Here is a 13,146-nt window from a genome sequence, read left to right as displayed (position 1 = left end):
GAGGACAGAAGGTGATGAGTGTGGTCACCGTGCAGGGCACGTCAGGTCAGCGCCCACACCGAACGTTAGCGGGCGTGACCGAAATGTGAAACCGGTTTCTCAACCAGTGAGACAGCTAGTCGAGGTCGTCGTGTCGAACCAATTGGCGCGCCGCCTCGGTGACCGATCCGGACAACGACGGGTACACCGAGAACGTGGCCGCGAGGTCGCTGACCATCAGCTTGTTCTGCACCGCCAGCGCGATCGGCAAGATCAACTCCGACGCGTTCGGGGCCACCACCACGCCACCGATCACCACACCCGTCGCGGGTCGGCAGAAGATCTTCACGAAACCGCGCCGCAACCCGCTCATCTTCGCGCGCGGGTTGGTGGCCAACGGCAGCATCACGGTACGAGCGGGGTACTCCCCCGAGTCGATCGCCTGCTGGCTCACCCCGACGGTCGCGATCTCCGGGCGCGTGAAGATGGCCGAGGCGACGGTCTTGAGCTTGATGGGCGTGACGCCCTCACCGAGTGCGTGGTACATCGCGATTCGGCCCTGCATGGCGGCGACAGACGCCAGCGGCAACAGACCCGTGCAGTCGCCGGCCGCATAGATCCCAGGCACACCGGTCCGCGAGACCCGGTCCACCTGGAGATAGCCGCCTTTGGCGAGTTCGAGTCCGACGGCCTCGAGGCCGAGGTGGTCGGTGTTGGGTACCGAGCCCACCGTCATCAAGCAGTGCGACCCCTCCACCGTCCGGCCGTCGGACAAGGTCACCTTGATCCCGTCGGCCGTGCGTTCGACCTTGTCGGCGCGCGCGTGCTTGACCAGCTTCACGCCGCGTTCGGCCAACACGTCCTCGAGCACAAGAGCAGCGTCCTCGTCTTCGCCGGGCAACACACGGTCGCGGCTGGACACCATCGTGACGGGAACGCCCAGCTCGGTATAGGCGTGGACGAACTCGGCACCGGTGACACCCGAACCGACCACCACGAGGTGCTCCGGGAATTCGTTCAGGTCGTACATCTGGCGCCAGGTGAGAATGCGTTCGCCGTCGGGCTGCGCGTCGGGCAGCACCCGCGGCGACGCGCCGGTTGCGATCAACACCACATCTGCGTCCAGGACTTCCTCGGCGCCGTCGGATCCGTCTGGGTTGATCGTTGTTGCGATCACGCGGTGCCGGCCTCGTCCCGACTCCTGCTCGCCGAGCTTCGCGCGACCCGCGATGATCCGGACGCCCTCGGTCAGCAGCCGCGACCGAATGTCGGACGACTGCGCGAATGCGAGGTCACGCACCCGCTGGTGGATCTGCGGCAACGACACCAGTGCGCCGTCGTAACGAAGGTTGATGCCCAGGTCGACGGCCCGGCGGACCTCGGTGCGGATGCCGGCGGACGCGATGAAGGTCTTCGACGGAACACAGTCCCAGAGCACGCAGGCACCACCGATGCCGTCGCTGTCGACCACAGTGATGTCGGCCCCGTAGCTGGCGGCGGCAAGCGCCGACTCGTAGCCGGCGGGTCCGCCGCCGATGATCACGATCTTGGTCAATTCAGCTCAACTCCCTGAAGATGTCGGGTGCCCCGAGCGGCGGGCTGCCACGTAACGAATCTAGTCGATCTGCAGTCCTGCTTTCCCGATGGGCGGATGACCATCTAGGCTCCTCCCCGTGCCCATCTACGCCGCATACGGCTCGAACATGCACCCCGAGCAGATGCTGGAGCGTGCTCCCCACTCGCCGATGGCGGGTACCGGATGGCTGACGGGCTGGCGGCTCACCTTCGGCGGCGGCGACATCGGCTGGGAAGGCGCGCTGGCAACAGTCACCGAAGACCGCGACAACCCCGACGCTCGCGTGTTCGTGGTGCTCTACGACGTGACCGAGGACGACGAGTCGAGCCTCGACCGGTGGGAGGGCTCCGAACTCGGCATACACCGCAAGATCCGGGCACGTGTCGACACCGCCGACGGCCCCGTGCTGGCATGGCTGTACGTCCTCGACGCCTTCGAAGGCGGCCTGCCCTCTGCCCGCTACCTGGGCGTGATGGCCGAAGCCGCCGAAATTGCGGGCGCGCCAAGCGATTACGTTCACCAGCTGCGACTTCGTGAGTCCCGCAACGTGGGTCCAGGACCCGAGTAGAGACGACCGGGGCCGGCGACGTCAGCGCATGGTCTGGCCGGCAGCGAGTACCACCCCGGCCAGGGCCCGAACACCGATGGCCAGGGCCCGCTCGTCGAGATCGAAGTTCGGCTGGTGCAGATCTGTCTGTGGCCCGTGGCCGCTCCAGACCCCTAGTCGGGCCATGGCGCCCGGAACGTTCTCCAGGTACCACGAAAAGTCTTCGCCACCACCGGATTGTGCGGTCTCGGCCAACGCCTCGGGACCGATGTTCATCACCGATTGCCGCATCATTTCAGTGGACATCGGGTCGTTGACCACCGGGGGAACACCGCGTTTGTAGACCAGGTCGTACCGCACGCTGAGCGGAGCGAGTAGTCCCGAGATGATCTCGCGCACCATCGGCTCCAGCAACGCCCACGTCGCGTGGTCGCCGGTGCGAACGGTGCCGCGCAACCGGCCTTCCTGCGGTATCGCGTTCGGCGCGTCGCCGGCATGCGCCGACCCCCACACCATCACCGTGCTGGTTCGTGGGTCGATACGCCGCGACAGCACGCCCGGCAGGCCGGTGATGACGGTTCCCATCGCGTAGACGAGGTCAGCGGTCAGGTGTGGGCGCGAGGTGTGCCCGCCCGGCGAATGCAACACCAGCTCAACGTGGTCTGCCGCCGACGTGATGGCCCCTGGCCGCAATCCGACCTTGCCCACTTCGAGCTTGGGGTCGCAGTGCAGGGCAAAGAACTGGCTGACGCCCCGGGTGACACCGGCAGCGACCGCGTCCACCGCTCCGCCGGGCATCACCTCTTCGGCGGCCTGGAACACCAGCCGCACTCCGATCGGGAGATCGTCCATCGAGGCGAGCGCCTTGCCGACGCCCAGCAGGATGGCGGTGTGCCCATCGTGACCGCAGGCATGGGACACACCCTCGACCGTGGAGGCGAACGGTTGCCCGGTGCGTTCGGCGATGGGAAGGGCGTCCATGTCCGCGCGGAGCCCGACCAGCGGGCCTGCCGGCCCGAGATCGCACACGACGCCGGTTCCCTGAGGCAGGATGCGCGGTGAGAGACCTGCGCTGGTCAACTCGTCGAACACCACCCGAGTGGTCCGCAATTCACCCCGGGACAGTTCGGGGTTGGTGTGGAAGTCACGACGCCACGCCACCAGCTGCGCACTGTTCTGCGCCAGCCAGCTGTCCAGCTCTTTAAGGAAACGTTCCGGATCCACTCTCTGCCCACTCATGTCGAATACACACTCATCATCGATTGCCCACGATCTGCGATTTGCTCATCATCTGCGGTCTCTGACCGATCCGTCTCTCGTTCGCCTCCAGCAGCTCGTCGCGCCACCGGCCGTCGAGCGCCGCCGTTGCTGCGGTGCGCGCCAGCGCGATCGCCCCATCGACCACTGCCTGATCGGCTGATGCCGACGCCGCCGCGGCGGCGAACTCCACCTCGTGGGTCCGGGCCCCATCGCTGTCGATACCGATCAGCGGGTGAATCGACGGCAGCATGTGGCTGATGTTGCCCATGTCCGTACTACCCAGTGGCCGAACGCCTTCGACGGAATGAGGCAGCACCTCACGACCGAGATCGGTGATCGCGTCGCGGTACGCGCCGAGCAGGCGCTGGTCGTGCCTCAGTTCGAGATAGGTCGGCGACACGGTGGACACCTCATGGGTACATCCGGTGGCGATGGCCCCGGCTGCAAAACAACCTTCGGCGCGCTCACCAAGATCCAGCAGCGATGCCTCGTCTCGCGCACGCAGGTAGTAGAGCAACTCACTGTGTCCGGCAACGACGTTCGGGGCGGTGCCCCCGACACTGATCATGCCGTGCAGCTGCTGTCCACGACGCAGGTGCTGACGCAGCAGCCCCAAGGACACCTGAGCGATCGTGGCCGCATCCGCAGCGTTGCGCCCACGCTCGGGCGCGGCGGAGGCATGCGACTCGACACCCGTGTAGCGAATCGCCAGATCCGCCAATGCCAATGAGCTGCAGGCGACTTCGTCCGCAGTCCCGGGGTGGACCATCAAAGCCATTGCCACCGAGTCGAAAACACCGGCCTCGGCCATGGCGATCTTGCCGCCACCGGTCTCCTCGGCGGGAGTACCGAGTAGCAGCACGGTGATGCCGAGCTCGTCCGCGATCTCGGCGAGGCCGCGCGCGGCTCCCACCGCGGCGGCCGCGATCACGTTGTGACCGCAGGCGTGGCCGATTCCGGGCAGCGCGTCGTACTCGGCACACAGCCCGACGACGAGGTCCCCTGAGCCGTAGGTGGCGGTGAAAGCTGTGGGCAGATCGGCCACACCGACGTCGATGATGAAGCCGTGATCGTCGAGCAGATCGGTGATCTTGGACACGCTGCGATGCTCGGCGAACGCCAACTCGGGCTCGGCGTGAAGCGAATGGGACAACTCGACGAGGTCGCCGGCGACCGCGCGCACCGCACGGTCAGCTCGTTTCTCGATCTCCGCCATCAGGCCATTCTCTCACCCGTGGCCACCGTGGTCCGAACGGAGTTAGCCAATCAACGATGCCGGGGTGGGGCGCTCGAGGTCGGTCAACAGTGGCGCACGAAGTCCCTGCTTGATCACGGCGAGTGTGGGCCCGGCCACGGCGGCACGTCCGGCCGCGACACTCGATGCCTCCGTGAGCAGGTCGTCGATGGCGGCTGCCTGTTCGACGATGCCTGAGTCGACGGCCTCGAGTGCGCCGTACCGACGTCCCGTGGTCATCGCTTCGATGGCTGTCGCGTCGGGCAGGCGGGTCCGCAGCAGCGACGCCATCCCCGCGGTGAACGGCATCCCGAGAAGCACCTCGGGTAGCGACCAGAACCCCCGTTCGGTGCGCATGACGCGGTGGTCGGCGCACAGTGCGAGCATCGCGCCGGCCCCGAAAGCGTGACCGTTGATGGCTGCGACCGTGGGCAGCGGGAAAGTGAGCACGCGTACGTAGAGAGCGTGCACCCGGTCGAGGTACGCGGGGAGTTTGTCGGCGTTGGCACCGATGTAGTCCACGTCCAGTCCGTTCGAGAAGAACTTGCCGGCACCGGTGATGACCAGTGCGCCGGGGGTCGAGGTGGGCACCTCGTCGAGCAGGTTGTTGACGGTGTCCAGCCAGCCCATGGTGAACCGGTTCTCAGGATTGGCCTCGCTGGCCTCGGTCTCGCCGGCGCCCAGGTGAAGGGTGTGCACGACGTCGGCGGTGGTCACATACGGCATGCGGTGACCATATCGCCTTAGGGTTGAGCCCATGGCAATCGACGGCGCAGATGTGGACCCCTCGACCGATCCCAGGGCAAGTGCTCAGACCGCGGCTGCTGCCATCGCGCAGCAGACAGGCCTCGACAACCACGATGTGGCGGTGGTCCTCGGCTCGGGGTGGGCGCCGGCCGCCGACGCGCTCGGCGCGGCAGAGACCAGCATCCCGATGGCGACGCTGCCCGGTTTCACCCCTCCCAGCGCCGAAGGTCATTCGGGCACTGTCCATTCGTTGCACATCGGCGACAAATCGGTTCTGGTGTTGCTCGGCAGAACACACGCGTACGAGGGCCATCCCCTCGCGAACGTCGTTCATGCCGTCCGGACCGCCGCGGCTGCCGGTGTCCGAACCCTTGTGCTCACCAACGCCGCCGGTGGACTGCGCTCCGACATGACCGTCGGTCAACCGGTTCTGATCAGCGATCACCTCAACCTCACCGGCCGCTCGCCACTGGTCGGCGCGCAGTTCGTGGATCTGGTCAACGCCTATTCGCCGCGGCTCCGCGGGATCGCGCAATCCGTCGATCCCTCTCTCGCCGAGGGTGTTTACGCAGGGCTTCCCGGGCCGCACTACGAGACACCCGCCGAGATCAACATGCTGCGGGTCATCGGTGCAGATCTTGTCGGGATGTCCACCGTTCACGAGACCATCGCGGCCCGAGCGGAAAAGCTCGAGGTACTCGGCATTTCTCTGGTCACCAATCTCGCTGCGGGCATCACCGGCGAGCCACTGGACCACGAGGAAGTACTCGAGGTCGGCCGCGCATCGGCGACGCGGATGGGCCACCTCCTGGCCCAGGTGATCGAGAAGATCTGATCGTAGGATGAGCCACCTCGACAAGGTGCAGGCCTGGATCGACGCGGACCCGGACCCGGCCACCCGCCGCGAACTGCAGACCCTCGACTCCGATTCGATAGCCGAGCGCTTCTCGGACACATTGCATTTCGGCACCGCAGGACTGCGCGGCCCGGTTCGCGCGGGACCGATGGGGATGAATGTCGCAGTGGTCACGAAAGCGACGGCAGGCGTCGGGCAATGGCTCATCGACCATGGCCATCACGGCGCCGCGGTTGTGGTCGGCCGCGACGCCCGGCACGGGTCTGAGCAGTTCTTCCACGCGACAACCGAAGTGCTTGCTGCACAGGGTTTTGATGTCGTTGCGCTCCCCGATCCCGGCCCAACCCCCCTGGTCGCCTTCGCCGTTCGCGATCTCGGCGCGGCCGCGGGGATCCAGATCACCGCGTCGCACAACCCACCCGCCGACAACGGCTACAAGGTGTACCTCGACGGTGGCGCCCAACTGGTCCCGCCCGCCGACAACGAGATCGAGCAGCTCATCGGTCACACCGGCGCCGCAATCTCGATCGCCCGTATCCCGGTGGGCTCGGACTCCCGCGCCGACGCGAACATCGAGAGGTACCTGGCACGCCTCGGGTCGCGCTTCGGCACGCGGCGCAGTGATCTCAAGGTCGCGCTGACCGCCATGCACGGTGTGGGTGGCGAACTCGCGGTCGAAGCCCTGCGTCGGGCCGGTTTCACGAATGTTGTTGTGGTGCCGGAACAACAACACCCTGACCCCGACTTCCCGACTGCGACCTTCCCCAACCCGGAAGAACCCGGAGCTGCGGATCTCCTGCTGGACCTCGCCGATGACATCGACGCCGACCTGGCCATCGCTCTCGATCCGGACGCTGATCGCTGCGCGGTCGGAGCGCTTGTCGAGGGCTCGTGGCGGATGTTGACCGGCGATGAAACGGGCGCGCTCCTCGGCGCCGACATCCTCGCTTCCCGCAACACCGTGGCCGGAACCGCGAGCAGCCCGCTGGTTGCCAGCACGATCGTCTCCGGCAGCTTGCTGAGCAAGATCGCCGCGGCCGCGGGCGCACGCCATGCGACCACCCTCACAGGTTTCAAATGGCTGGTCCGTGCAGGCGAGGGACTCGTGTACGCCTACGAAGAAGCCATCGGCCACTGTGTGGACCCGGACGCCGTCCGGGACAAGGACGGGATCAGCGCCGCCGTGGCACTCTGCGTACTGGCAGACGATCTCGCCCGGTCCAGCCGAACACTCGCCCAGCGCCTTGACGACCTGTTCGAACTCCACGGCGTCCACACGACCGGTCAGTATTCGCTGCGGGTCGACGACCTCGATCGGATCGCAAAGATCATGCGGTCGCTGCGTCACGATCCGCCTTCTGAGCTCGCGGGGGTTGTCGTTGCGATGGAGGATTTTCTCTCGAGACCGTCATCGCAATCAACAGACGCAGTGCAGTTCACCGGCACCACCGACACCGGAACGATCCGGGTGATCGCACGGCCGTCGGGTACCGAACCGAAGCTGAAGTTCTATCTCGAGGTGACCGAATCTCCCGGACGGCCGCTGGGCGAGGCGCACGCGACTGCCCAGCGACGATTGGCGCAGCTGACCGACGAGGTGTCGGCATTGACCAACCTCGGCCAGCGGTAGGGTGAGCGCGTGAGCGGCAACTTCTACCCGACACCCCCGCCGAGATCACCGTGGGCTTCTCCTCTGGTCATCGGCGCTGTCGTGGCGGGCGTCTTGGTCCTGGCGCTCGCGGTACTCCTGGGTTTCCTCTTCATCCCCGCGGACGAAAAGTCCTCGGCGTCCGACAGCAGCACAACGGCGCCGCCCCCGACCACAACGCAGCAGGTGTCGACGAAAACCGAAACAGTGACTGCGACGACGCCTCCGACCACCACACCACCGACGATCTCGACGCCGCGGGCCACGCCCACGGTGCCGGGCACCGACTGGCAAGGTTTCGTCAGCGGGCCCCGCTGCAACGCGGCCGGTGATCCGGCGGTGATGATCGGCCAGACCGCGCGGTCGAATGTTGTTGTCTGCCAAGTCGGTACCCAGGTCGGCCGCTACTACTACAAGGGCCTCGCGGACGGCCAGAGCACCGAGCTGCAATTCCCCACCCGGTCGGGTGATCAATTCGTCGCGGTCAATGTCGACACCACGTACGAGATGACGCCCGCAGCCCTGACCATCTCGACCAACGGTTCGGTGGTCGCTGCCGAGCCGATGATCTACTACTGGACCAACTGATCTCGTGGCCGGTCCCAGCTCTCGTGAGGTGCTTCACGCCGCACACATCGATGTGGTGCGCGGCGGGCGATTCCTCCTGCGCGACATCACCTTCACCGTCCACGCCGGAGAACATTGGGCACTGCTCGGACCCAACGGCGCCGGTAAGTCGACGCTGCTGAACATTCTCGGAGCATTCGGTCACCCGACCCGTGGCACGGTGGACGTGCTCGGTCGCCGCCTCGGCCGGGTGGACATGCGCGAATTGCGCACGCACATCGGGCACGTGGACCCGCGGCACCGATTGGATCTGCCGTTGTCGGCTCACGACGTGGTGCTCACCGGCCTCACCAACACACCCGAACTCGATCGCCGGCGTACGTATACCGCCGACGAGAACAAACATGCCGACGAACTTCTCGAGCTGCTGGGGATGTCGGACCGCCGAAAGTCGGTGTGGACGTTGATGAGCCAGGGCGAACGGGGCCGGACGCTCATCGCGCGAGCTCTGATGGCACGCCCCTCACTGCTGTTGCTCGACGAGCCGGCAACCGGACTCGATCTCGCCGCCCGGGAACAACTGCTCGGGAGCATCGATCAACTGCGCCGCGAAGTCGTCGATCTCGCCAGCGTTCTGGTGACCCATCACCTCGAGGATCTGCCCACCAGCTCCAGCCATGCCCTGCTCTTGCGTGACGGCCTCACGGTGGCATGCGGCGACGTCGACGACGCCCTCACCACCGACACCATCAGCACCTGCTTCGACCATCCTGTACAGGTGCGCCGCGACGGCGGACGATGGTCGGCACGCAGTCACTCTTAGGAGAACCGGAGGAACCAACCGTGTCCGCAGCGTTCCCGCCGATCACCGGCCTCCATCACGTGAGTCTCACCGTGAGCGATGTCAACCGGAGTATCACCTGGTATCAGGATGTGTGCGGATTCCGGTTACGGAGACGCCACTCGAGCTACAACCTGAAAAAGGCCCTCCTCGCCCACGAATGCGGGATTCAGGTGGTACTCAACGGCCATGGGACCGACGCCATATCGGGTCGCTTCTCCGAGTTCCGTTGCGGTCTGGACCACCTCGCGCTCGCGGTCCCTGATCTGCGAGCACTCGAACGCTGGCTGGCCCATCTGGACGCCGCGGGCGTCGAGCACAGCGGGATCGCCGCCGGCTCCACCGGCCACCTCATCGCTTTCCGTGACCCCGACGGCATCGCGCTCGAGTTCTACACCGTTTGACCGAACTGCCCGACCCCGCGCCGGAATGCACCGGCTCAAGCTCCGGTCAGCGTGGCCCGAACTGGCGGTCCCCGGCGTCGCCGAGCCCGGGTGTGATGTATGCGGCGGCGTTGAGCCCGTCATCGACTGCCGCGGTGACCAGGCGCACCGGATAGCCCGATTTCTCCAGCGCCTCAACACCTTCCGGCGCGGCGACGACGCACACCGCAGTGATGTCGGTGGCCTTGCGCTGCACCAGGAGCTCGATCGTGTGCAGCATCGACCCCCCGGTGGCAAGCATCGGGTCGAGCACGAACACAGGCTGGCCGGTCAGATCGTCCGGCAGCGACTCGAGGTACGGAACCGGCTGGTGCGTCTCTTCGTTGCGGGCGATCCCGACGAACCCCACGTTCGCTTCCGGCACCATCGCATGCGCTTGTTCCACCATCCCGAGGCCGGCACGCAGAACGGGAACCAACAGCGGCGGCACTGCGAGGCGCACCCCCGTGGTGGTGGTCACCGGCGTCGTGACCGGCACCTCCGCGACCGGCGCTCCCACCAGCGCCTCGTAGATCAACATCTGGGTGAGGTCGGCAAGCGCGCCACGAAAGGCGGCATTGTCGGTTCGCTCGTCGCGCAACGTGGTCAGCCTCGCGGCGGCCAATGGATGATCAACAGCTCGGATCTGCATTGACCAACCATACGAGGGAACCGTCACGCCCGGCGATCGCGTCGAATGCCCATGAGTCAGGTCTCCGTTGATCCCGCCGCCCTCCGAACCGCTTCCCTCGGCACCCGCGCCGTCGGCGAGGACATCGCCACCCATGCCTTGGCCGGTCGCGCCGACGCGGCGCTGCTCGCTCCGGTGTTCGGCGTCATCGGAGCCGAGTTCGCGGCCGCGGCCGCGATGGTCACCGACCGGCACTGCCGCGAGATCGAACAGCTCGCGGCGAGGGTCCGGACACTCGGTGATGGCCTGTGCGGCGCGCAGGTCGCCTACGCCGACACCGACGACAACAGCGCGGCGCAGATCGTGGCGATCTGATGATCCCCATCGAGCTCCTGCTCGCCCCGCTGAACGCCCTGATCACGGCGATGGGAACCGGCGTGCTGCCCGCGGGCGCTCCTGCGGCGCAACTTCGTTCCACCGCAGCGGTTCTCGACGACGTCAGGGCCACGCAGCATCGATTGAACAGCGAGCTGGCACCACAATGGTCGGGCGCCGGTGGCTCCCAGGCTCTCGCCACACTCGACCAGGCGGTCCGGGACACCGCGCACCATTGCGACAACAGCACCGACATCGCCGGAGTGATCGAGTCGGCAGCCGACAAGGTGCGCCTGGCCTCCGTCGAACTCCAGTCGATCCTCGATTCCTTTGTCACCATCGCCTCGGCCATGGGACCGTCACTCTTCACCCCCGCCGGTGTGGGTGCGGTCATTCCGGTCGCGATGACGCACATTCAACGGGGCATCGCCGTGCTCGAGAAGACCCGAGCCGCATTGGCCGACGACACCCAACGCCTGATGGCCATCGGCCGTACCCCTGCAGGCTCATCGATGGTCGACACCCAATTGGCACGAGTCGGGGACGAACTCGGAAATCTCACCGACGCAGCGTTTGGGCCGGTGCAAGCTGCTGCCCCGGTCACATCTCCAGACTCGGCCGGAGGAGCTCAGACGCTGCCGGCCGGATTGTCGGCGACCAACCCCGGTGGCACCGGCGTCGCCATCACCTTGCCCGACGGGTCGGTGGCCTACGCACCGAACGAACGAGCCGCAACAGCGGTACGGGCAGCACTGAGCCAGCAGGGCGTGCCCTATGTCTGGGGCGGCACCACGCCCGGGCAGGGTCTGGACTGCAGCGGTCTGACCCAATGGGCCTACCGGGAGGCCGGAGTCGAATTGCCCAGGCTTGCCCAGGAACAGGACACAGCCGGCGTCGCGATCGCACAGTCCGATCTCCAGCCGGGTGATCTCGCGGTGTGGTCGGGACACGTCGCCATGTATGTGGGCAACGGCCAGCTGGTGGAAGCCGGTGACCCGGTCAGCGTGTCCCCGCTGCGTACGACCAACATGGGTCAGACCTTCGAAGGGTTCTACCGACCGCAATGACTCGAGCGACACCACTGGTGATCCGGCACCGTCACGATCCGGCCATGCCCGATGTAGCCGACGTTCAGGATCGGTGACTAGGCTCTGTGGCCATGGCCGGAGACATCGTCCCAATCGAACTCGGAATCACCGAGGGCAACGCGTTCACCCTGTGGGCCCCACGCTGGCGTGAGGGTGACGATGAGTGGGAGGCATTCCTCGGTCTCGACGAGGATCTGTACGGCTTCGCGTCCGTGGCAGAACTGGTGGCGTTCATCCGTTCGGGCGACGACAACGATCTGGTGGAACACCCCGCGTGGAACACCGTTGTCGGACTCAAGGCCGACGAACTCGAACCGGCCGAGGACAAATCCTTTGATCTGATCGCCGTTCCCGAGCTCGCCTCTGAAGACCCCACACCCGAGGTCATCGCCAAACTCGAGGACGTACTCGAGATCGTCCGGATCATCGGCGAGGTCTGCGAACTGACCCCGATCACCAAGTTCTTCAACGGCAACCCCATCCTCGGTGCCGTCACCACCGGCACCCGCAACTTTCAGGGCCGTGACGGTGAAGAACTGTGGGGGCGCATCGGAACACTCATCGACAAACGCTGGGACGACGTGGTCGATGCCATCGACGAGGTGATCACCAGCCCCGAGGTCGACGCTGACCTGGTGTCGGTGGCCGAGGCAGAGATCCTCGCCGCCGCCAGCGCCGAAGACGAAGACGAGCCCGACGAAGACATCGAGTTGATCGACGGCGAATCGGACGACACAGATTCCGATGACGACGACGATGACCTCGACGACGATGAAGACGATGATGACGACGAGATCGACGAGGACGATTTCTGGGCGTCGGTCGGCATCGATCCCATTCAGATCATCACCGCCGACGGCGAGTTCTTCACGCTGCGTTGTTATCTCGACGACGACCCGGTCTTCTTGGGGGCGCGCGGCAAGATCTTCGCCTTCCCCTCGCACCGGGCACTGGAGCGATTCCTCGCCGACGACAACGAACACGACCTCTCCGTGGTCAGCACCTTCGAGGAGATCCAGGTCGCCGCAACCGACGGTTCGCTGGAGATCGAGGTGTACGAGGACAACGTCTACGTGCTGCCCGGCCTCACCGAGGACATCGCGGACGGTCCCCGCCGCATCGACCGTCGCCAGCTGGAGTTGGCAGTCGAGCTGTTCACCGACGCAGCCGATTTCGCCGACGACGATTCCGTCGCGGAAGCACTGGGTTCCACTACGCCGCTGGGCTGGTTCGTCAACTATGCGCTCAACCCCGACCCGAAGCGCTTGGCGCCGAGCCCGCCCTTCGACAACGAGTCAGAGGCGTGGCGGGCGCTGGAGCACGAGTTCGAGACCCGGCTCGACAAGAAGCGCGGATAAAGCCACCGTCGACGCCG

14 protein-coding genes are annotated in these 13,146 nt (G+C 66.2%); 9 read left to right on the top strand and 5 right to left on the bottom strand.

Annotation, left to right across the window (positions count from 1 at the left end; genetic code table 11):
• Positions 1 to 115: 115 nt before the first annotated feature.
• Positions 116 to 1,534, bottom strand: coding sequence for an NAD(P)H-quinone dehydrogenase (locus tag WIMU1_RS20990; RefSeq protein WP_062800095.1), 1,419 nt, complete (start codon positions 1,532 to 1,534; stop codon positions 116 to 118).
• Between the two features lie 118 nt (positions 1,535 to 1,652).
• Between WIMU1_RS20990 and WIMU1_RS20985 the strand changes: the two genes are divergently transcribed.
• Positions 1,653 to 2,123, top strand: coding sequence for a gamma-glutamylcyclotransferase family protein (locus WIMU1_RS20985; RefSeq protein ID WP_023962161.1), 471 nt, complete (start codon positions 1,653 to 1,655; stop codon positions 2,121 to 2,123).
• Positions 2,124 to 2,144: 21 nt separating this feature from the next.
• On the opposite strand, the gene WIMU1_RS20980 is transcribed toward WIMU1_RS20985, so the two are convergent.
• The 3 genes from WIMU1_RS20980 to WIMU1_RS20970 are packed head-to-tail and all read right to left on the bottom strand — an operon-like array spanning position 2,145 to position 5,322.
• Positions 2,145 to 3,341, bottom strand: a complete 1,197-nt coding sequence (locus WIMU1_RS20980) for an amidohydrolase (protein WP_051406681.1) — start codon at positions 3,339 to 3,341, stop codon at positions 2,145 to 2,147.
• A gap of 16 nt (positions 3,342 to 3,357) precedes the next feature.
• Positions 3,358 to 4,578, bottom strand: a complete 1,221-nt coding sequence (locus WIMU1_RS20975; RefSeq protein WP_062800093.1) for an amidohydrolase — start codon at positions 4,576 to 4,578, stop codon at positions 3,358 to 3,360.
• Between the two features lie 42 nt (positions 4,579 to 4,620).
• Positions 4,621 to 5,322 (bottom strand): enoyl-CoA hydratase/isomerase family protein, encoded by a 702-nt coding sequence (locus WIMU1_RS20970; RefSeq protein ID WP_062800091.1) that lies wholly within the window; start codon positions 5,320 to 5,322, stop codon positions 4,621 to 4,623.
• Between the two features lie 31 nt (positions 5,323 to 5,353).
• Between WIMU1_RS20970 and WIMU1_RS20965 the strand changes: the two genes are divergently transcribed.
• The 5 genes from WIMU1_RS20965 to WIMU1_RS20945 are packed head-to-tail and all read left to right on the top strand — an operon-like array spanning position 5,354 to position 9,659.
• Positions 5,354 to 6,178: a purine-nucleoside phosphorylase gene (locus WIMU1_RS20965; protein ID WP_371850310.1), complete on the top strand. Its 825-nt coding sequence runs from the start codon at positions 5,354 to 5,356 to the stop codon at positions 6,176 to 6,178.
• 7 nt (positions 6,179 to 6,185) lie between these two features.
• The gene (locus WIMU1_RS20960) at positions 6,186 to 7,829 is read left to right on the top strand and encodes a phospho-sugar mutase (RefSeq protein WP_062800089.1); all 1,644 of its coding nucleotides are present in this window, start codon (positions 6,186 to 6,188) and stop codon (positions 7,827 to 7,829) included.
• A 9-nt stretch (positions 7,830 to 7,838) separates the two neighbouring features.
• The gene (locus WIMU1_RS20955) at positions 7,839 to 8,435 is read left to right on the top strand and encodes a hypothetical protein (RefSeq protein ID WP_084248443.1); all 597 of its coding nucleotides are present in this window, start codon (positions 7,839 to 7,841) and stop codon (positions 8,433 to 8,435) included.
• A 4-nt stretch (positions 8,436 to 8,439) separates the two neighbouring features.
• Complete coding sequence (locus WIMU1_RS20950; RefSeq protein ID WP_245969061.1) at positions 8,440 to 9,237, top strand: ABC transporter ATP-binding protein; 798 nt, start codon at positions 8,440 to 8,442, stop codon at positions 9,235 to 9,237.
• Positions 9,238 to 9,257: 20 nt separating this feature from the next.
• Positions 9,258 to 9,659, top strand: coding sequence for a VOC family protein (locus WIMU1_RS20945; RefSeq protein ID WP_207779610.1), 402 nt, complete (start codon positions 9,258 to 9,260; stop codon positions 9,657 to 9,659).
• Between the two features lie 46 nt (positions 9,660 to 9,705).
• Here the strand turns inward: WIMU1_RS20945 and upp are convergent, their stop codons facing one another.
• Positions 9,706 to 10,329: a uracil phosphoribosyltransferase gene (upp, locus tag WIMU1_RS20940; protein ID WP_062800085.1), complete on the bottom strand. Its 624-nt coding sequence runs from the start codon at positions 10,327 to 10,329 to the stop codon at positions 9,706 to 9,708.
• A 51-nt stretch (positions 10,330 to 10,380) separates the two neighbouring features.
• On the opposite strand from upp, the gene WIMU1_RS20935 reads away from it, so the two are divergent.
• The 3 genes from WIMU1_RS20935 (at position 10,381) to WIMU1_RS20925 (ending at position 13,129) form a co-directional block, all read left to right on the top strand.
• Positions 10,381 to 10,683 (top strand): type VII secretion target, encoded by a 303-nt coding sequence (locus WIMU1_RS20935; RefSeq protein WP_062800083.1) that lies wholly within the window; start codon positions 10,381 to 10,383, stop codon positions 10,681 to 10,683.
• Positions 10,683 to 11,750, top strand: coding sequence for a C40 family peptidase (locus tag WIMU1_RS20930; protein ID WP_062800081.1), 1,068 nt, complete (start codon positions 10,683 to 10,685; stop codon positions 11,748 to 11,750). The genes WIMU1_RS20935 and WIMU1_RS20930 overlap by 1 nt, the downstream gene beginning before the upstream one ends.
• A 92-nt stretch (positions 11,751 to 11,842) precedes the next feature.
• Entirely contained in the window at positions 11,843 to 13,129 is a 1,287-nt protein-coding gene (locus WIMU1_RS20925; protein ID WP_062800079.1) for a SatS C-terminal domain-containing protein, read from the top strand.
• Positions 13,130 to 13,146 lie beyond the last annotated feature (17 nt).

It is taken from the genome of Williamsia muralis NBRC 105860 (assembly GCF_001598915.1).
Classification (GTDB): Bacteria; Actinomycetota; Actinomycetes; order Mycobacteriales; family Mycobacteriaceae; genus Williamsia; species Williamsia muralis.
The sequence above is the reverse complement of the archived record's forward strand: the minus strand, read 5'-3'. Positions and strand labels throughout refer to the sequence as shown.

Excerpts from the sequence above, each read along its gene's own strand:
- WIMU1_RS20980 (WP_051406681.1), bottom strand. The coding sequence starts at position 3,341 with ATGAGTGGGCAGAGAGTGGATCCGGAACGTTTCCTTAAAGAGCTGGAC.
- WIMU1_RS20975 (WP_062800093.1), bottom strand. The coding sequence starts at position 4,578 with ATGGCGGAGATCGAGAAACGAGCTGACCGTGCGGTGCGCGCGGTCGCC.
- WIMU1_RS20970 (WP_062800091.1), bottom strand. The coding sequence starts at position 5,322 with ATGCCGTATGTGACCACCGCCGACGTCGTGCACACCCTTCACCTGGGC.
- WIMU1_RS20965 (WP_371850310.1), top strand. The coding sequence starts at position 5,354 with ATGGCAATCGACGGCGCAGATGTGGACCCCTCGACCGATCCCAGGGCA.
- WIMU1_RS20960 (WP_062800089.1), top strand. The coding sequence starts at position 6,186 with ATGAGCCACCTCGACAAGGTGCAGGCCTGGATCGACGCGGACCCGGAC.
- upp (WP_062800085.1), bottom strand. The coding sequence starts at position 10,329 with ATGCAGATCCGAGCTGTTGATCATCCATTGGCCGCCGCGAGGCTGACC.
- WIMU1_RS20935 (WP_062800083.1), top strand. The coding sequence starts at position 10,381 with ATGAGTCAGGTCTCCGTTGATCCCGCCGCCCTCCGAACCGCTTCCCTC.
- WIMU1_RS20930 (WP_062800081.1), top strand. The coding sequence starts at position 10,683 with ATGATCCCCATCGAGCTCCTGCTCGCCCCGCTGAACGCCCTGATCACG.
- WIMU1_RS20925 (WP_062800079.1), top strand. The coding sequence starts at position 11,843 with ATGGCCGGAGACATCGTCCCAATCGAACTCGGAATCACCGAGGGCAAC.